This is a genomic window from Streptomyces sp. NPDC094143, assembly GCF_040303825.1.
Classification (GTDB): domain Bacteria; phylum Actinomycetota; class Actinomycetes; order Streptomycetales; family Streptomycetaceae; genus Streptomyces.
The window spans coordinates 146,280-164,038 of the sequence record NZ_JBEOTZ010000014.1 but is presented as its reverse complement, the minus strand read 5'-3'; the positions used below and the strand labels follow the sequence as shown (position 1 = coordinate 164,038).

Sequence of the window (17,759 nt, the reverse complement as noted above, 5' to 3'; positions counted from 1 at the left end):
GGGTACGGGTGAGCGGGGGTCAGGTGGAGACGGTCTCGCCCGGCAGCGACAGGTCCAGGTCGACCGGCCGGTCGTCGCCGGCGTGGGTCGCGGACGAGGCGAGCGGGCCGTGGCCGGTGGCGCGGGCGGCCACGACGTAGGCGCCTCGCGCGGGGACGGCGAGCGCGTAGCTGCCGTCCTCGGCGGTCAGGGTCGCTCCGGCCTGCCGGCCGCCGCGGTCGATCAGGGTGACCCTGGCCCGGGCGACGGGGGAGCCGTCGGCGGCCAGCACCCGGCCCCGGAAGCCGCGCAGCACCCGCTCGGCCCGCTCCAGCGCCGCGTCCTCCTCGCTGCTGGCGCGCAACTGCGGCTTGCCCGAGGGGCGGCGGCCCGGCAGGAACAGCGCCAGCAGCAGTCCCACGGCGACCGCGCCCGTCGCGATCAGGAAGGAGACCCGGAAGCCGTGCATGGTGGGGATCTCGACGCCGCCGACGGTGTCGGCGGTGTTCGCCAGCACCATGCCGATCACGGCGCTCGACACCGACGTGCCGATGGAACGCATCAGCGTGTTCAGGCCGTTGGCCGCGCCGGTCTCCGACGCCGGGACCGCGCCCACGATCAACGCGGGCAGCGAGGAGTAGGCGAGGCCGATGCCCGCGCCGAGCAGGACCGAGATGACCAGGCTCTGCCAGGCGGCGCTCATCAGGCCGAGGCCGGCTCCGTAGCCGATCGCGATGATCAGCAGACCGAGGATCAGGGTGACCTTGGGGCCGTACTTCGCGGACAGCCGGGCGTAGACGGGCGCGGTGAACATCATCGTCAGGCCGAGCGGCGCGACGAGCAGGCCCGCGACGACCATCGACTGGCCGAGGCCGTAGCCGGTGGACGTCGGCAGCTGGAGCAGCTGGGGCAGGACCAGCGAGACGACGTAGAACGAGACGCCGACCATGATCGAGGCGAGGTTGGTGAAGAGCACGGCCGGGCGGGCCGTGGTGCGCAGGTCGACCAGCGGGGCCTTGACGCGCAGTTCCATCACGCCCCACAGCAGGAGCACGACCGCCGACGCCGTGAACAGGCCGAGGGTGGTGCCGGAGGTCCAGCCCCAGTCGCTGCCCTTGGTGATCGGCAGCAGGAACAGCACGAGCCCGGCGGACAGGCCGAACGCGCCCGGCAGGTCGAAGGTGCCCCCGGCGCGCATCGGGGACTCCGGCACGACGAGGAGGGTGAGGGCGATGGAGAGCACGCCGAGTCCCGCGGCGCCGTAGAACAGGGCGTGCCAGTCGCTGTGCTGGGCGACCAGGGCGGCGGCGGGCAGGGCGAGGCCGCCCCCGACGCCTATGGAGGAGCTCATCAGGGCCATCGCCGAGCCGAGCCGCTCGCGGGGCAGCATGTCCCGCATCAGGCCGATGCCGAGCGGGATGGCGCCCATCGCGAAGCCCTGGAGCGTACGGCCGGTGATCATGAGCAGCAGGTCGCTGGTGAGCGCGCTGACGAGCGCGCCCACGACCATCACCGAGAGGCTGAGGATCAGCATGCGGCGCTTGCCGTAGAGGTCGCCGAGGCGGCCCATGATCGGGGTGGCCACGGCACCCGAGAGGAGGGTCGAGGTCAGGACCCAGGTGGCGTTGCTGGGGGCGGTGTCCAGCAGTCGCGGCAGGTCCTTGATCACCGGGACGAGCAGGGTCTGCATCACCGCGACCACGATGCCCGCGAAGGCGAGCACCGGGACCACGGCCCCGCTCGCTCGGCCGGCGGGACGTTCTGCCGTCGTCTGCGTCATTGAGGGGGGCCTCCAGGCCGGGGGGTCGGGTGCGGACGGTTACGTGGAGTGTGAACCTTGTATGCGCAGGCAACTATTCCGTTGCTTTGGCGCTCTAACGAAATCTTGACCTTCTCTTGGGACGGGGGCCGGATCCGCCGTGGCCCGGGCCGTGCGGATCCGGCCTAGGTCGAAATCCCGATGCCAGGAGCGTGGAGTGGTTGAGAGCATGACACCCATGGTCGAAGCCGCCGAGATGACCCGTACGCCCCGCCGCACCTCGCCCCCCACCTGGCTCGTGGTGGCGCTCACCTGCGCCGGGCAGTTCCTCGTCGTCCTGGACGTGTCCGTCGTCAACGTGGCGCTGCCGTCGATGCGCGGTGGGCTGGGGCTGAGCGAGCAGGGCCTGCAGTGGGTGGTGAACGCCTACGCCATCGCCTTCGCCGGGTTCATGCTGCTCGGCGGACGGGCCGGTGACCTCTACGGCCGCAAGCGGATGTTCCTCGTCGGGCTCGGCCTGTTCACGCTGGCCTCGCTGGCCGGCGGACTGGCCCAGGCCGAGTGGCAACTGCTCCTCGCCCGGGCCGTGCAGGGGCTCGGCGCGGCGGTGCTGGCGCCCTCGACGCTGACCATCCTCACGGCCTCCGTGCCCGAGGGCGCGGCCCGGGCCCGGGCCATAGGCACCTGGACGGCGGTCGGCGCCGGCGGCGGCGCGGCCGGCGGCCTGGTCGGCGGGCTGCTGATCGAGACGCTGTCCTGGCGGTGGGTGCTGCTGATCAACGTGCCCGTCGGCGCCGTCGTGCTGTGCGCCGCCGCCTGGTTCCTCACCGAGGGCCGCGCCGGGGACGGGCGGCGCCTGGACCTGCCCGGCGCGCTGTTCGTCACGGCCGGGCTCGGCACCCTCGCCTACGGCATCTCCCAGACGGAGGCGGAGGGCTGGACGGCATCGGCCACGCTGCTGCCGCTGTTCGCCGGACTGGCCCTGATCGGGCTGTTCCTCGCGGTCGAGGCCCGCACCGCCAGCCCGCTGATGCCGCTCGGTCTGCTGCGCCTGCGCTCGGTCTCCTCCGCGAACGTGGCCATGTTCCTGTGCGGCTTCGCGATGTTCTGCATGTGGTTCTTCATGACCCTCTACGCGCAGAACGTCCTCGGCTACACCCCGCTGGAGGCCGGTCTCGCCCTGGTCCCGAGTTCCCTCGCCGTCATCCTCGGCTCCAAGCTGGCGCCCCGGCTGATGCGGCCGGTCGGCCCGCGCAACGTGGCGGTGCTCGGCACGCTGGTCGCGGTGGCGGGCTTCGCCTGGCAGTCCACCATGACCCTGGACGGGGCCTACGCGACGGCGATCCTGTTCCCCGGCGTCCTGATGATGCTCGGCGCGGGCCTGGCGGCGACCCCGCTCGCCTCCCTGGCCACGTCCGGCGCGGCCCCCGAGGAGGCCGGACTGGTCTCCGGCCTCGTCAACACGTCCCGCACGATGGGCGGTTCCCTCGGCCTGGCCGTCCTCTCCACGCTGGCGGCCTCCCGCTCGGCCGGGAGCACCACACCGCAGGCCCTGACGGAGGGGTACGCGCTCGCCTTCCGGGTGGGCGCCGGGGTGCTGGCGGCCGGCGTGGCACTGATGTGGCTCTGGCTGCCACGGAAGGCGAAGCCGGAGGGGTCCTAGGCCAGGCGCTCGGCGCGGCCCGAAAAAAGCCTCCGTCGCTCGGTCCGCAACGGCCCTGCGGTGGCCCCTGGGGGGTGCGCCGCGTGCTTTTCGCGGCAGGGGCGGTACGGCCCGTCGCGCGGGCGCGCCCCCGTGTGCGACGGGCCGTCAGACGCCTTCCGCCCGGACCGTGAAACCCGGTCTGACCTGGTCTTTCGTCTCGAGCGCGCCTAGGCTCGGCAGTCGCGGAAGGGGGCCGGATGGACCGGAACATACGCACTGTCGACGACGTACTCGCCCTGCTCGACGGATTGTTCGCACCCGAGGCCGACCGGTGGTCGCAGCGGGGGGCCGGCTGGTGGGACGGCTTCTACGCCGAACGGTCCCGGCCGGTGCCGTTCTTCGCGGCGAAACCGGACGAGAACCTGGTGCGTCACGTGGCGGACGGGACGGCCGGCGCGGGGCGGGCGCTCGACCTGGGCTGCGGCCCGGGGCGCAACGCGCTCTACCTGGCGGCCCGGGGCTTCGAGGTCGACGCGGTCGACCTCTCCCCGGCGGCCCTCGACTGGGCCCGGGAACGAGCCCGCGAGACCGGGGTGCGAGGGGTGCGGTTCCACTGCGGGGACGCCTTCGCCCTCGCCGGGACGGAACTCACCGGCCCCTACGACCTCGTCTACGACTCCGGCTGCTTCCACCACCTGCCCCCGCACCGGCGGATCAGCTATCTGGCCCTGCTGGACAGGGTCCTGGCACCCGGTGGCCTGTTCGGCCTGACGTGCTTCGCCGCCGGGACGGGCGGCATGGGGGCGGAGGTGCCCGACGCGGACTTCTACCGTGAGGGAGCCGGACTGCGGGGCGGGCTCGCCTACACACCCGAGGCGTTGGGCGAGATCTTCTCCGGCCTCGGCGTGCTCGAACTGCGGAGGATGCGCGACGAGCCGGAGGATTCGGACCGCTTCGGCGAGTCCTTCCTGTGGACCGCGCTGTTCCGGCGCGAGCCGGCCCCCGCCCGATAGCAGGTCAGGCGGTCCGAGGCGGGCGATCCGTGCCGAGCAGGGCGGTCAGGGTCTCCGTGAAGGCCGACGCCGAGTGGTCGGCGTGTGCGCGGATGCGCGCGGCGACGGCCTCGGCCCCGCCGCCCTCCAGCAGCCGCACGAGCCGGTCCAGGTCCCGCTCACGCCCCTCCGGCCCCTCCCGGCCCTCCTGGGTGGACAGGTAGAAGTCCGTCGCGTCGTACGCCATGTGGAAGACGTGCTTCTTCACGTCGCTCAGCGTCAGGTAGTCGTCGTGCGTCCTGGGCGTCGGCTCGGGCGCCCCGACGCACACCGCCGGGGTGCCGGCGGCCCAGGCGTTGACCGCCAGGTGGTAGGTGTCCGTGACGACCAGCCGGTAGCGCGGCAGCACCGCGAGCAGGTCGCCGATGGTGTACTCGCCCGCGCGGGCCGGGATGTGGCCGACCGAGTCGGGCACGTCCCGGTCGAACCAGGGCAGCCACTCCAGCGGGACGCCCAGCCGGTCGGACAGGGCCTGGCAGTGGGCGGGCAGCCAGTCGGGGACCGGGGTGCGGGCGCCCAGGAACACGCCGATGGCACCGCCCCGCGGCACCGACCGGGACCACGGCGTGGTCGGCAGGTGGTCGAGGTCGCCGGGGCGGGACAGCAGCGCCGCGTCCGAGCCGAAGTGGTCGGTCGTCCGGTCCCCGCGCAGATGCGCGATCTTCGCCGCCGACAGCGGGTCGCGCACCCAGATCCGGTGGCTGCGCCTGACCAGGCGGGTGAAGAGCGGGCCGTACTCCTTGTCCTCGTAGTCGGACTGGGTGTTGTGCAGGATGGTGCCGCCGTAGCTGAGGGTCCGCGCGAGGACCTCGTCGGGCTGGTCCGCGAACAGCAGGGTCCGGTTGAGCAGGCCTCGGGCGGCGTCCCGGTCGGCGGCGATGCCGAAGTCGAGCAGGCGGTTCGTCGCGTCCTGCGCGAGGTAGTGCCGGGTGTGCAGGAAGTCGCCCCAGAAGACGACGGCGTCGTGGTCGCGCAGCGCGCCGAGGTGCTCGGCCAGGGGGTGGAAGCGGAACGGGAAGTCCGTGCCTCGTGCGCACGCGCGCAGGGGCACGGTCTCCGGTGTGTGCAGGGTGTACCAGGTGGCGTCGATCTCGGGGGCCGTCCGCCGCCGCAGGGACTCGAACGCCAAGTCGACGGTCAGCATCCCCGTGTTGCGGTACCCGATGTTCGGCGCGGTGATGACGGCGACGCGTGCCATGTGCTCCATTTCCCCTAGCGCTTGCCGGCGCCGTGTACCTGTATGTGTGGCGCGGACCAGCGGCCAACGTACACGCCGGGGCGGGCGGTACGGCGTCCCGGCCCCTCCGCGCGGTGCCCGCCGCCGGCACAGCCGTTCACGGCCGCCAGTACTGACCGTCGGCTCGCATGAGCAGGCGCTCCTCCACCAAGTACCGCCGCGGCGCGGCCACATCCGGATGGACCTCGCGCAGGATGTCGTTGACCTCGGTTTCCGGGTAACGCCGTTGCAGGGCGAAGAGCGGTACCAGCCCTTCCAGGAACGTCCTGCGCTTGCCCTGCTTCGAGGGGATCGAGGCCTGCGGCCGTGGTCGCGGACGGCGAGGCGCCGCGTGCCGCCAGACGTCGTTGACGGTGAGGCGTGTTCCGGAGCCACACCCCGGACGGCAGGCCGAGCCTGATGCCCGGGGACAGACGGCGCGGCCAGGTGGCTCGGTCCGCCCCCCCCGGGGACCCGGCGGTGGTGTCAGTCTGACCACGGCTTCGTCGGGCTGCTCCGCCCACCGTCGGCGCCGTCGAGCGCGGGGACGCCCCGGTCCTGGCCGACACGATCGTCGAACACACCTGAGTCCAGTACGCCGTCGGACGAAGAACTGCCCCTCCCGCCGGGTGGCGGAAGGGGCAGTTCGCAGTGTGGTGACTGACGTACCGTCAGGCCGCGGTCACGGCTTGCCCGGTCTCCGCCACCGGCTTGCGGTGGCGTCCGCGCGGGGCCGTCTCGCTGTCGTGCGGGGAGACCTCGCCACGGTGCCGGCCGTGGCCGGCGGAGGTCTCCTGGACGTCGGCAGTGTGCGGCTGGTTCTTGCTGGCGTCGCTCATCGGAAGGATTCACCCCGTCAACATGATCTTTTTTACAGCCGGGTGAGTCTAACCGGCGCCCCACGCCCCGGATCCAGGCGGGCGCGCCAACCGGCACTAGTTCGTTACAAGGCGCCCCAAGGGTGCCTCCTGGAGGGGCACCGGCCGTGCGGCCGAGGGCGCCGGGGACGGTCCGGGCCGTTCCGGAACCGGGGTCGCCGGCTCGGGGACCGGGAGCGGGGCTGCCGTCTGCGGGCCGGTGGGGTACGGAGGCGCCGTTTCCCGGTCCGTGGAGTACGGGGGCGTCGTTTCCCGGTCGGTGGGGTACAGGGGTGCGGTTTCCCGGCCGGCGGAGTGCGGGGGTGCGATGCCCGCAATCGGGTTCGGGTTCGGGTGCGCGTTCGAGTGTGGTGACGCGGTGCCGGGCGCCGGTCCGGCAGGGGACGGCGCGGTGCCGGGGTCCGGCAGGGCGGGTGCGGGCGGGCACACCCGTGCCACCCCGCACGGCACCGCCTCCGTCGCGTACGGCAGCCGCAGCACCCCGTCCGCCGTCCACAGCCCCGTCCCCGCCAACCACCCCTCGGGCGCGGGCAGATGGTGCACCCGCCGCTCGGCCGGCCGCCACACCCCGACCCAGCTGCCCGCGGGCCCGTCGACCCGCAGCGCCACCGCACAGCTCTCCGGCGTCAGCACCTGCCCCGGCTGGATCGCGAACGGCGTCACGGAGCAGTCCCGCAGCCGCAGGCACTCCGGGAACCGCACCGGCAGCGTGCTGCCCAGCACGCCCCAGCCGAGCCGCTCCTGCCCCGGCGAGGGCGCGTCGGAGCGGACGATCAGCAGGCCGCTGTCGTGATCGGCGAGCAGCAGCCGGTCGTCGCTGTCCGCGGCGATCTGCAGCAGCGGCGACACTTCGCCGCCGCGCTCCAGGTCCACCACGACCGCCTTGGTGCGCCCGCCCGTCTCCCGGTCCAGGGCCAGCAGCCGCCCCGCGCGGTCCAGCCAGACCCCGCCCGAGCCGCGGCCGGGCAGCTCCGCCACCCGCTCGGGCCCGAAGGCGCCGCCCGCCACCAGCCACACGGACGTCGAGCGCGGGCCGACCGCGAGGGCGTACGCCTTCTCCCCGCCGGGCGCGGGCGGCAGCAGCCGCAGCCGGGCCCTGTCGTCCGGGCACTCGACCGCGCCCAGCGGCAGCTCGCCGGTGCCGGGCCCGGTCGGGTAGAGCAGCGAGAAGGCGTGCCGCCCGGCCACCCGGCGGTGGATGAGGACCCGCCCGTCGCCCATCGGCTGCACCTCGGTGCCCGGCTCCTCCGGCTGGTTGCGTGGCAGGGGCACGGCGTAGGGCTCGGGGCCGTCGAGGGTCCAGCGCTCCGGGAACCAGGCGTCACCGGCCGACGCGAGGCGCGCGCCGTAGGCGCCGTCCGCGCTGAGCGTGCAGCCGGCCGGCGCGGCCCCGTCCCCGTCCTCGTGTCCCGGCGAAGGCTCGATCGCACAGGCAGTCATCGTTCGGTCACCTCCGGTGACGAACGTAGTTTTCGCACGAAGAGGCGGGGAATTCCCTGGGGCCCCACTTCACACATAAGGGTGTTCCAGGAACGATTCGCCTGAGGGAGAGGGACCGTTTGTGCTGAGCCGGGCGAGCGCGGGCCGGCAGGGGCGGTGGCGGTGGTGGTGGCCGTGGCGGTGGCGGTTCAACGCCACAGATCAGGCGGGTAGCCTTGCACCCGTGCCCCGTCTGTCTGAAGTCATCGCCGCGCTGGAGAGCCTGTGGCCCGCCGAGCGGGCCGAGTCCTGGGACGCGGTCGGCACCGTCGCGGGCGACCCGGACCAGGAGGTCACGCGCGTCCTGTTCGCCGTCGACCCGGTCCAGGAGATCGTCGACGAGGCGGTGAAGCTGGGTGCCGACCTGCTCGTCACCCACCACCCGCTCTACCTCCGCGGCACCACGACGGTCGCGGCGACGCACTTCAAGGGCCGCGTCGTCCACACGCTCATCAAGAACGACATCGCGCTGCACGTCGCCCACACCAACGCCGACACCGCCGACCCGGGTGTCTCCGACGCCCTCGCGGGCGCCCTGGGCCTGAGGGTCACCGGGCCGCTCGTGCCGGACCCGACCGACTCCGAGGGCCGCCGGGGCCTGGGCCGTGTCTGCGCGCTTGACCACCCGCTGACCGTCCGCGAGCTGGCCGCCCGCGCCGCCGAGCGGCTGCCCGCCACCGCGCAGGGCATCCGCGTCGCCGGCGACCCCGAGGCGCTGGTGCGGACCGTCGCCGTCAGCGGGGGCTCCGGCGACAGTCTCTTCGACCAGGTGCGCGCGGCCGGCGTCGACGCCTTCCTCACCGCCGACCTGCGCCACCACCCGGCGGCCGAGTTTCTGGCGGATCGCGCCCACAGCCCTCTCGCGCTGCTCGACGCGGCGCACTGGGCCACCGAGTGGCCCTGGTGCGAGCTGGCCGCGAGCCAGCTCGACGAAATCTCCGACCGCAACGGATGGGACCTGCGGGTCCACGTCTCCAAGACGGTCACCGACCCCTGGACCGCCCACGCGGCCTCGACCACTTCTGACCCCCTGGGAGCCCCGAACTGAACGCCGCGCCCGCCGACCAGATCCGCCTTCTCGACCTCCAGGACCTCGACGTCCGCCTCCAGCAGCTGGCCCACCGGCGGAGGTCGCTGCCCGAGCACGCCGAGATCGAGTCGCTGACCAAGGACCACACCCAGCTGCGCGACCTGCTCGTCGCCGCGCAGACCGAGGAGAGCGACACCGCCCGCGAGCAGACCAAGGCCGAGCAGGACGTGGACCAGGTGCGCCAGCGCGCCACCCGCGACCAGCAGCGCCTGGACTCCGGCGCCGTCACCTCCCCCAAGGACCTGGAGAACCTCCAGCGCGAGATCGCCTCGCTCGCCAAGCGGCAGGGCGACCTGGAGGACGTGGTGCTGGAGGTCATGGAGCGCCGGGAGTCCGCGCAGGAGCGGGTCGCCGAGCTGACCGAGCGGGTCTCCTCCGTCCAGGCGAGGATCGACGACGCGACCGCCCGGCGCGACGCGGCGTTCGAGGCGATCGACGCCGAGGTGGCCACGGTCACCAAGGAGCGCGAGGTCATCGCCGGGTCCATCCCCGCCGACCTGCTGAAGCTCTACGACAAGCTGCGCGGGCAGCAGGGCGGCGTCGGCGCGGCGAAGCTGTACGCGCGCAGCTGCCAGGGCTGCCGCCAGGAGCTGGCCATCACCGAGCTGAACGAGATTCGCACGGCGGCGCCCGACACGGTGATCCGCTGCGAGAACTGCCGCCGGATCCTGGTGCGCACGTCCGAGTCCGGTCTCTAGTCCTCAGGGAGCCGTTGCGGTGCGGGAGTTCATCGTCGAGGCGGACGGCGGGTCACGGGGCAACCCGGGGCCCGCGGGCTACGGGGCCGTGGTGAGCGACGCGGCGACGGGGGAGACGCTGCGGGAGGCCGCCGAGTACATCGGCGTCGCCACGAACAACGTCGCCGAGTACCGCGGCCTGCTGGCCGGGCTGCGCGCCGCCCACGCCCTGGACCCGGACGCCACGGTCCACGTCCGGATGGACTCCAAGCTCGTCATCGAGCAGATGTCGGGCCGCTGGAAGATCAAGCACCCCGCCATGAAGCCCCTGGCGGCGGACGCGGCCCGGATCTTCCCGCCGGGGCGCGTGACGTACGAGTGGATCCCGCGCGAGAAGAACAAACACGCGGACCGGCTGGCCAACGAGGCGATGGACGCGGGGGCCAGGGGCGAGCAGTGGTCGGAGTCGGCTTCGACGGCTGATCCGGACACGGCCGCGCGAGCGACGGTTCAGCCGGAGTCGCCCGGCGACGCGGCGGCGGGCGCGGCCCGGGTACGCGACGCCCTGGCGGCGGGGCGTGCGCCCACCGCATCGCCCTCCGTCGAGGGGCCTGACGCAGGCACCCGCGTTCCACGGGCCGGGGTCTCTACGGAGGAGACTGGCGCAGGCACCCGCGTCGCGATGGTGAGGCCCTCCGCTGAGAAGGCCGGTGCCGACGCCCGGGCCGCCAAGGCCGTGGCCTCGCCCGGCTGGGCGCCCGCCGACATGGGCGCCCCTGCCACCTTCGTCCTGCTACGGCACGGGGAGACGCCGCTGACGCCGCAGAAGCGGTTCTCGGGGAGCGGCGGGACCGACCCCTCCCTCTCCGACGTGGGGCGGGAGCAGGCCGAGCGGGCCGCCGCGATGCTGGCCAGGCGCGGCACGATCCAGGCGGTCGTGTCCTCGCCCCTCACCCGCACGCGCGAGACCGCCGGGATCGTCGCGGCCCGGCTCGGGCTGGACGTGGAGATCGAGGACGGGCTGCGCGAGACCGACTTCGGCGCCTGGGAGGGGCTCACCTTCGCCGAGGTGCGCGAACGCCACCCCGAGGACCTGAACGCCTGGCTCGCCTCCCCGGACGCCGAACCCACCGGCGGCGGCGAGAGCTTCGCCGCGACCGCCGACCGGATCGCCGCCACCCGCGACAAGCTGATCGCCGCCCACCAGGGCCGCACGGTCCTGCTCGTCACGCACGTGACTCCGATCAAGACCTTCGTCCGGCTCGCCCTCGGCGCCCCGCCCGAGTCCCTGTTCCGCATGGAACTGTCGGCCGCGTCCCTGTCGGCCGTGGCGTACTACGCGGACGGCAACGCCAGCGTCCGCCTGTTCAACGACACGTCCCACCTGCGCTGAGCCCTGCCGCCGCCCGGGCCAGCTCCTCCACCCGCCCCCAGTCGCCGCCCGCGACCGCGTCCGGCGGCAGCATCCAACTGCCGCCCACACAACCGACGTTGGGCAGCGCCAGATAGTCCGGGGCGGAGTCCGGGCCGATCCCGCCCGTCGGGCAGAACCGCGCCTGCGGCAACGGCCCCGCCAGTGACCTCAGATACGCCGTACCGCCCGCCGCCTGCGCCGGGAAGAACTTCATCTCGCGCACCCCGCGCTCCAGCAGCGCCACCACCTCGGACGTGGTCGACACCCCCGGCAGGAACGGCACCCCGGACGCCCGCATCGCCTCCAGCAGCCCCTCGGTCCAGCCGGGGCTCACCAGGAACCTGGCCCCCGCCGCCACCGCCTGCGCGACCTGCCCGGGGCTGATCACCGTCCCGGCCCCGACCACCGCCTCCGGCACCTCCCGGGCGATGGCCCGGATCGCGTCGAGGGCCACGGGCGTCCGCAACGTCACCTCGATCGCCGGCAGCCCCCCGGCCACCAGCGCCCGCGCCAGCGGTACGGCGTCGCCGACGTCCTCGACGACGACCACGGGGACGACGGGCGCGAGGTCCAGCACGGAGGCGGGCAGGGCGGAGGAGGAAGCCATGACCTCATCCTGCCGTTCACAATGCAGAGCACGCAAAGGGCGTTGCGCATAATGCAATGCAAGTGGGTCAGTGGACCTCGTCCACCAGCACGTCCAGCGCCCACGCCTGCCCGGCCTTCGCGGGCGCCCCGGCCTCCACCACATAGCCGAGGTCCCGCAGCGCCTCCACCAGCTCGGCGGGCGACCGGGGAGCCGCCCCGTCGGTCAGCAGGCTCCGCACGATCCGCCCCTTCGTCGCCTTGTTGAAGTGGCTGACCACCTTCCGGGTCGGCGCGTGCAGCACCCGCACGGTCGCCGTCCGCTCGGCGACCTCGCCCTTCGGCTTCCACGCGGCGGCGTACGCGGCCGACCGCAGGTCCAGCACCAGGCCGCCCCCGGCCGCCTCGGGAAGCACCGACGCCATCGGCGTACGCCAGTGCGCTCCCAGCGCACCGAGCCCCGGCAGCTTCACCCCCATCGAGCACCGGTAGGACGGAATCCGGTCCGTCACCCGGACCGCTCCCCACAGCCCGGAGAAGACCAGCAGCGACCGCGCGCCACGCCGCCTGGCGGCCGGGTCGAGGGTCGCCAGGCCGAGCGCGTCGTACAGCACGCCGGTGTAGATCTCCCCGGCCGGCCGCGCCCCCGCCGTCCGCAGCTCCGCGTTCTTCGCGACCTCGCCGCGCAGCCCCTCGCTCAGCCCCAGCACCTCGCGTGCCTTGTCCTCGTCACCCGAACACAGCTCGACCAGCTCGGTCAGAACCGCCTCCCGGGCCCCGGCGAGCCCCGGCAGGGACAGCGCCTCCGGCTTCAGCGGCGCACCCCGGCCCGACGAGGCCTTTCCTTCGGACGGCGGCAGCAGGACAAGCACGCGTACTCCTTCGATCGAACTCCGCCGACAGCGTACGGGGGCCTCACACCCGCGCCGGGCCGAGGGCACGGACCAGGCCGTCGGCGTCGTCGGCGTGGAAGCGGACGACCCGGACCCGGCGGCGCCGGCCGAGGAAGGAGACGTGAGTGACCGGCTCGGTCAGTTCGAGCGTGATCGTGGTCCGCGACCCGACCTCGACGTCCAGCTCGCCGTCGGCCCGCTCGTGCGTCAAGCGCAGCTCGCGCCGCGCCGAGGCGATCCGCTCCAGCGGCACGCACAGGTCGACGTGGGCGTACCGCCGTATGCGCAAGGTCCCGCGGCCCGGGTCCAGCACGTGCGGGCGCACGACGGACGAGGCGTGCAGCCCCACGACGACCACCACGCCGTACACGTCCAGGAACAGCAGCACCGCGTGCGCGGTCGGGAAGTCCCGCAGCAGCACCGACATCGCGACCGTCTCGACCACGCACACGAACGCGAAACCGGCCATCATCGCGCCCTGCCCGCGCGCGTACCCGAAGGCCAGGCGTCCGCTCGTCCCGTGCGTACGCCGCGCCGCCCACAGCACCAGGCTCACCAGCACCCGCGCCTCGTGCCGGACCAGCAGCCCCGCGACCCTCATCGCCGCTCCCCGGCCAGGATCCGCAGCGCACGGCGGACCGCCTCCGCCTGCGCCGGTGCCAGGTCGTCGTAGAACGCGCGCAGCACGCCGTCGTCCCGGTCGAGCTCCCAGGACCCGGTCTCCTGGAGCAGCCCCGGGGGAATGCAGCCGGCGAGCACCCGGGCCGCGTCCCCGACCCGCGGGTCGTCCGGTTCGGCGTCGGCGAGCGCGTCCAGCAGCGCGTACGCCTCACCGGCCCGCGCCACGGCCCCCGGACTCCCCAGCGCCTCCTTGATCGACGCCACCATGCGCTCGCGGGCGCCGGGAGGCATGGAGGTCTCCAGGAAGGCGATGACCTCGCGGTCCTTGGCCGCCATGGGGCTGTCCGTGAGATGCGCGGTCCCCGCGAACAGCGCGGCCAGCTCGGGCGACACCGGCCCCTCGGCGGGCAGCCCGCCCTCCACCTCCAGCAGCGCCCGCAACCGCCCGCGCCGCTCGCGAATCGCCTCCTCCTGCCGCGCCAGGTCCGCGTCCAGCTCGGTCAGCACCTCGACGAGGTCCTTGCCGGCGTCGTCCGCGAGCACGTCCCGCACCTCGGCGAGCCCCAGCCCCAGCTCGGTCAGCCGCCGGATCCGTGCCAGTACGACGGCGTGCCGCAGGGTGTACTCCCGGTACCCGTTGGGGCGCCGCTCCGGCTCCGGCAGCAGCCCCTGGTGGTGGTAGTGCCGCACGGCCCGCGTGGTGACGCCGACGACCGCGGCGAGTTCTCCGATCCGCATGCCACCAGTGAAGACGTTGACGCTGCGGCAGGGTCAAGCACGCGGCCCGGTGTCCGACGGCCGCCTTGACCATGTGTGTGCCACGATCGGGGGAACGGACCCCGATCCCACCGGCAGGTGATCAGCCGATGTCCCAGTCTGGCGAGCGACCGAAGGAGGGGCGTGACATGACCGCCATGGCCCACGAGCCGCTCTCGCAGGAAGCCGTCCTGCTGGAGGGCTTTCTCGCCCTGGACACCCCGGAGGGTTTCCGGGCCGAGCTGGTCGAGGGGGAGATCGTTGTGACGCCGCCGCCGGACGGGGATCACGAGGATCACATCGGGCTGATCGTGAACCAGGTGATCAGGCGTTCCCGGACCGACATGCAGTTCTCGGGGAACAAGGGTCTGAAACTGCGCCGCGGGGGAGCATGTCCGAAGGACCATGTGGTCCCGGACGGTACGTTCGCCCCGATGGATGTGCGCCTGTACCGGGGGGCCGGCTCCTGGATGTCCTGCGACGGCGTCGCCATGGTGATGGAGGTGACCTCGACCAAGCCGCAGACCGACCGCGAGACCAAGCGCCGCTGCTATGCCCGGGCGGGCATCCCCGTCTACCTGCTCGTCGACCGGGAGACGGCCCAGGTGACGGTCTTCACCGAGCCGAAGGACGACGACTACCGCGAGCACTGCGCCCGCCCCTTCGGCAAGCCCGTCACCCTCCCGGAACCCTTCGCCTTCGATCTGGACACCGCGGACCTCCTCTGATCCCCTGGGGCCGGGGGGTGCGTCATGGGAACACGCGAGCAGGCCAGCTGGACCCGAGCACGCCTGGGCCGGGCCGGGCCGCCGCTGGACCTTCTCACCGCCCGCTTCGACCGGCACACCTACGCACCACACGCCCACGACGAATTCACCGTCGGTGTCACGGTCGGCGGGTCGGAGGTCATCGCCTACCGGGGCGGGCACATCCACTCCTACCCCGGCTCGATCGTCGTGCTGGAGCCGGGCGAGATGCACACCGGCGGACCGGCCGCCTCCGACGGCTACGCCTACCAGGCCCTCTACGCCGAACCGGCCCTGCTCGCCGACGGCACCCTCGGCGGCGGCCCGCCGCACTTCCGCGACCCGGTCCTGCACGACCCGGAACTCGCCACCGCCCTGCGCGCCGCCCACACCGACATCAGCGCCTGCCCCGATCCGCTCGAAGCCGAGTCCCGCCTGCCCTGGCTGCTGACCGCCCTGGCCCACCGCCACTCCACGGCCCGCGCGGCGAGCGCCACCGTGCCGGGCGCCGGCCACATCGCCCGGACCGTACGCGACCGCCTCGCGGACGAACTGCTGGAACCCCCGTCCCTGGCCGCCCTCGCCACCGACCTGGGTCTCTCCCGCTACCAGCTCCTGCGTGCCTTCCGCACGACCATGGGCGTACCGCCGTACGCCTGGCTCGCCCAGCACCGCGTGTCCCGCGCCCGCCGGTTCCTGGAGTCCGGCCTGCGCCCCGCCGAGGTAGCCCCGCTCGTCGGCTTCGCCGACCAGGCCCACCTCACCCGCTGGTTCCGCCGCGTGCTGGGCGTGACCCCGGCGGCGTACCGCAACAGCGTTCAAGACGCGGCGGGGTGAGACGGCCGAGACTCGGCGCATGACTGCACGCGGCTGGTTCCTGTTCTCCCTGATGGGAGTGGTCTGGGGCGTCCCCTACCTGCTGATCAAAGTGGCGGTGGACGAGCTGTCCCCGTCGGCGGTGGTGTGCGCACGCTGCGCGCTCGGCGCCGTGCTCCTCCTCCCCTTCGCCCTGCGCCAGCCGGGCCTGACCCGCACCCTGCGGACGCACTGGAAGCCGATGCTGGCCTTCGCGGTCATCGAGATCGTCGGCCCCTGGTACACCCTGACCGACGCCGAACGCCACCTGTCCAGCTCCACCGCGGGCCTGCTGATCGCCGGGGTGCCGATCGTCGCGGTCCTCCTCTCCCGCTTCTTCGGCGCGGCCGAGTCCCTCGGCACCCGCCGCGTCACGGGCCTCGCGCTGGGCCTGGCCGGCGTGGGCGTCCTCACTGTCCCGCACCTGACCGGCGGTGACGCCTTCTCGCTGGCGGAGGTTCTGGTGACGGTCGTCGGCTACGCCACGGCCCCGCTGATCGCCAGCCGCCACCTCAAGGACGTCCCCACCCTGCACCTCATCACGCCCTGCCTGGCCCTGGCCGCCCTGGTATACGCCCCCGCGGCCGTGGCCTCCCGCCCCTCGACCCTCCCCTCACCCGGAACGCTCACCGCCCTTGCGGCCCTCGGCGTCGTCTGCACTGCCATCGCCTTCGTGGCCTTCCTGGAACTGATCAAGGAGGTCGGCCCGACCCGCGCCTCCGTCATCACCTACGTCAACCCGGCGGTCGCGGTGGCGGCGGGCGCCGTCTTCCTGGACGAGCACCTGACCCCGACCGTGCTGGCCGCGTTCGCCCTGATCCTGGCCGGCTCGGTCCTGGCCACGGCAGCGGCGCCGAAGGCCGCGGCACGCCGGGTACCATGGTCGACACGGCAGACGAGCCGGGCGGACGGCCGCGTGGAGTCCCCCTGACGGGGAGCTCCCCGAGGAACGTCCGGGCTCCACAGGGCAGGGTGGTGGCTAACGGCCACCCGGGGTGACCCGCGGGACAGTGCCACAGAAAGCAGACCGCCGGGGACCTCGGTCCTCGGTAAGGGTGAAACGGTGGTGTAAGAGACCACCAGTGCCTGGGGTGACTCAGGCAGCTAGGTAAACCCCACCCGGAGCAAGGTCAAGAGGAGACACCCCGGTGTCTCTGCGCGGACGTTCGAGGGCTGCCCGCCCGAGTCCGCGGGTAGACCGCACGAGGCCGGCGGCAACGCCGGCCCTAGATGGATGGCCGTCGCCCCGGCTCCCGCGAGGGAACCGGGGAACAGAACCCGGCGTACAGCCTGACTCGTCTGCCGGCCCCTCTCGGCCAATGCGCACGATCAGCTTGAGGTAGTGGCTCTGGCGGTGTGCTGCGCGTCAGCCCCGCCAGGTCGTCGGGGGAGGGCCGAAGGCGCGGCGGCCGGCCCGCACGGTCAGCGTGGCCATGGCAGCGTTGGCGCCGCCACCGATCACAGCGCCGATACCGAACGGTGCCACGCGGCCGAGAACGATGATCCCCTGCTTCGTCCCGTACTTCGTGACGAAGTTCTTCCCCAGGATCTTGTTGATCTGGCGCAACGTCTCGACAGGGACCTTGGCGACAACCTGACGTCCCCAGTGTTGCCCCGTCCGCTCGGCGACCTTCGTGATGGTCGCCGAGCCGCTCCCGCCGAGCATGATCCCCATGACGATCGTCCGGCGGCGCTCGATCTCGTCGATGGGGACTCCGTGGACCTCGGCGAGTGACAGGGCGAAGAGGGCGCTCAACTCAAGGGACGAAAACGTCTCGCCGGCCGACAGCGCCAGTGCGACCCCCGTACCGACACCGGGCGCCGCCGCGGTTCCTCCTACTGCGGCGCCCGTCCCGGTCAAGGTGCTGACGTACATGCGCTCCAGGGTGCGGATCACCTGTGCCGGTGTCGCCTCCGGGTTGCGTTGGCGGGCCCGGGCGATGTTCTTGCGCACCAGGACGCTCTGGCTGTCGATCGCCTTGTCCAGGAGGTCGAGGACTCGCCGCCCACCTTCGTTCGCTTCCGAAGCCTGTCCGTCGTGGGCGTCTGCTGCCATGCCTTGAACTCCTCGGATCGTCAGGTCCCAAGTCTCCCATCAGGGCTGCCGGTTGCGG

17 protein-coding genes, 1 other RNA gene and 1 pseudogene are annotated in these 17,759 nt (G+C 73.3%); 9 read left to right on the top strand and 10 right to left on the bottom strand.

What is annotated here, in order from left to right:
* Positions 1-19: 19 nt before the first annotated feature.
* Entirely contained in the window at positions 20-1,759 is a 1,740-nt protein-coding gene (locus ABTZ58_RS19860; RefSeq protein ID WP_351358019.1) for an MFS transporter, read from the bottom strand.
* Between the two features lie 208 nt (positions 1,760-1,967).
* Here ABTZ58_RS19860 and ABTZ58_RS19855 point away from each other — a divergent pair, with 208 nt between their 5' ends.
* Positions 1,968-3,401 carry an MFS transporter gene (locus tag ABTZ58_RS19855; protein WP_351358103.1) on the top strand — a complete coding sequence of 478 codons (1,434 nt, stop codon included), beginning with the start codon at positions 1,968-1,970 and terminating at the stop codon, positions 3,399-3,401.
* 239 nt (positions 3,402-3,640) lie between these two features.
* The gene (locus tag ABTZ58_RS19850) at positions 3,641-4,396 is read left to right on the top strand and encodes a class I SAM-dependent methyltransferase (protein WP_351358016.1); all 756 of its coding nucleotides are present in this window, start codon (positions 3,641-3,643) and stop codon (positions 4,394-4,396) included.
* A gap of 4 nt (positions 4,397-4,400) precedes the next feature.
* On the opposite strand, the gene ABTZ58_RS19845 is transcribed toward ABTZ58_RS19850, so the two are convergent.
* From ABTZ58_RS19845 to ABTZ58_RS19830, 4 genes are all read right to left on the bottom strand, one after another.
* Entirely contained in the window at positions 4,401-5,633 is a 1,233-nt protein-coding gene (locus ABTZ58_RS19845) for a polysaccharide pyruvyl transferase family protein (protein ID WP_351358013.1), read from the bottom strand.
* A gap of 136 nt (positions 5,634-5,769) precedes the next feature.
* The gene (locus ABTZ58_RS19840) at positions 5,770-6,150 is read right to left on the bottom strand and encodes a DUF2087 domain-containing protein (protein WP_351358010.1); all 381 of its coding nucleotides are present in this window, start codon (positions 6,148-6,150) and stop codon (positions 5,770-5,772) included.
* Between the two features lie 172 nt (positions 6,151-6,322).
* A complete protein-coding gene (locus ABTZ58_RS19835) occupies positions 6,323-6,490 on the bottom strand; it encodes a hypothetical protein (protein ID WP_351358007.1) in 168 nt (55 codons plus the stop codon).
* 96 nt (positions 6,491-6,586) lie between these two features.
* Entirely contained in the window at positions 6,587-7,969 is a 1,383-nt protein-coding gene (locus ABTZ58_RS19830) for a hypothetical protein (protein WP_351358004.1), read from the bottom strand.
* Positions 7,970-8,192: 223 nt separating this feature from the next.
* Here ABTZ58_RS19830 and ABTZ58_RS19825 point away from each other — a divergent pair, with 223 nt between their 5' ends.
* The 3 genes from ABTZ58_RS19825 to ABTZ58_RS19815 are packed head-to-tail and all read left to right on the top strand — an operon-like array spanning position 8,193 to position 11,168.
* Complete coding sequence (locus tag ABTZ58_RS19825) at positions 8,193-9,056, top strand: Nif3-like dinuclear metal center hexameric protein (RefSeq protein ID WP_351358001.1); 864 nt, start codon at positions 8,193-8,195, stop codon at positions 9,054-9,056.
* The gene (locus ABTZ58_RS19820) at positions 9,053-9,796 is read left to right on the top strand and encodes a zinc ribbon domain-containing protein (RefSeq protein WP_351358100.1); all 744 of its coding nucleotides are present in this window, start codon (positions 9,053-9,055) and stop codon (positions 9,794-9,796) included. Before ABTZ58_RS19825 ends, ABTZ58_RS19820 begins: the two co-directional genes overlap by 4 nt.
* A gap of 19 nt (positions 9,797-9,815) precedes the next feature.
* Entirely contained in the window at positions 9,816-11,168 is a 1,353-nt protein-coding gene (locus tag ABTZ58_RS19815) for a bifunctional RNase H/acid phosphatase (RefSeq protein WP_351357998.1), read from the top strand.
* On the opposite strand, the gene eda is transcribed toward ABTZ58_RS19815, so the two are convergent.
* The 4 genes from eda to ABTZ58_RS19795 form a co-directional block, all read right to left on the bottom strand.
* The gene (eda, locus tag ABTZ58_RS19810) at positions 11,143-11,796 is read right to left on the bottom strand and encodes a bifunctional 4-hydroxy-2-oxoglutarate aldolase/2-dehydro-3-deoxy-phosphogluconate aldolase (RefSeq protein WP_351357996.1); all 654 of its coding nucleotides are present in this window, start codon (positions 11,794-11,796) and stop codon (positions 11,143-11,145) included. The genes ABTZ58_RS19815 and eda overlap by 26 nt on opposite strands.
* 67 nt (positions 11,797-11,863) lie before the next feature.
* Positions 11,864-12,646, bottom strand: coding sequence for a peroxide stress protein YaaA (gene yaaA, locus ABTZ58_RS19805; protein WP_351357993.1), 783 nt, complete (start codon positions 12,644-12,646; stop codon positions 11,864-11,866).
* 43 nt (positions 12,647-12,689) lie between these two features.
* Positions 12,690-13,268 carry a hypothetical protein gene (locus ABTZ58_RS19800; protein WP_351357990.1) on the bottom strand — a complete coding sequence of 193 codons (579 nt, stop codon included), beginning with the start codon at positions 13,266-13,268 and terminating at the stop codon, positions 12,690-12,692.
* Positions 13,265-14,026 carry a MerR family transcriptional regulator gene (locus ABTZ58_RS19795; protein WP_351357987.1) on the bottom strand — a complete coding sequence of 254 codons (762 nt, stop codon included), beginning with the start codon at positions 14,024-14,026 and terminating at the stop codon, positions 13,265-13,267. Before ABTZ58_RS19795 ends, ABTZ58_RS19800 begins: the two co-directional genes overlap by 4 nt.
* Before the next feature lie 167 nt (positions 14,027-14,193).
* Here ABTZ58_RS19795 and ABTZ58_RS19790 point away from each other — a divergent pair, with 167 nt between their 5' ends.
* The 4 genes and pseudogenes from ABTZ58_RS19790 (at position 14,194) to rnpB (ending at position 16,947) form a co-directional block, all read left to right on the top strand.
* Complete coding sequence (locus ABTZ58_RS19790; RefSeq protein ID WP_351357984.1) at positions 14,194-14,772, top strand: Uma2 family endonuclease; 579 nt, start codon at positions 14,194-14,196, stop codon at positions 14,770-14,772.
* Between the two features lie 24 nt (positions 14,773-14,796).
* Positions 14,797-15,627, top strand: a complete 831-nt coding sequence (locus ABTZ58_RS19785) for an AraC family transcriptional regulator (RefSeq protein WP_351357981.1) — start codon at positions 14,797-14,799, stop codon at positions 15,625-15,627.
* 19 nt (positions 15,628-15,646) lie between these two features.
* Positions 15,647-16,426, top strand: a pseudogene (locus tag ABTZ58_RS19780) (DMT family transporter); the annotation flags it as partial.
* Positions 16,427-16,541: 115 nt separating this feature from the next.
* Positions 16,542-16,947, top strand: an RNA gene (gene rnpB, locus ABTZ58_RS19775) — RNase P RNA component class A.
* Positions 16,948-17,011: 64 nt separating this feature from the next.
* Here the strand turns inward: rnpB and ABTZ58_RS19770 are convergent.
* Positions 17,012-17,701 (bottom strand): hypothetical protein, encoded by a 690-nt coding sequence (locus ABTZ58_RS19770; RefSeq protein ID WP_351357978.1) that lies wholly within the window; start codon positions 17,699-17,701, stop codon positions 17,012-17,014.
* Positions 17,702-17,759: the final 58 nt, after the last annotated feature.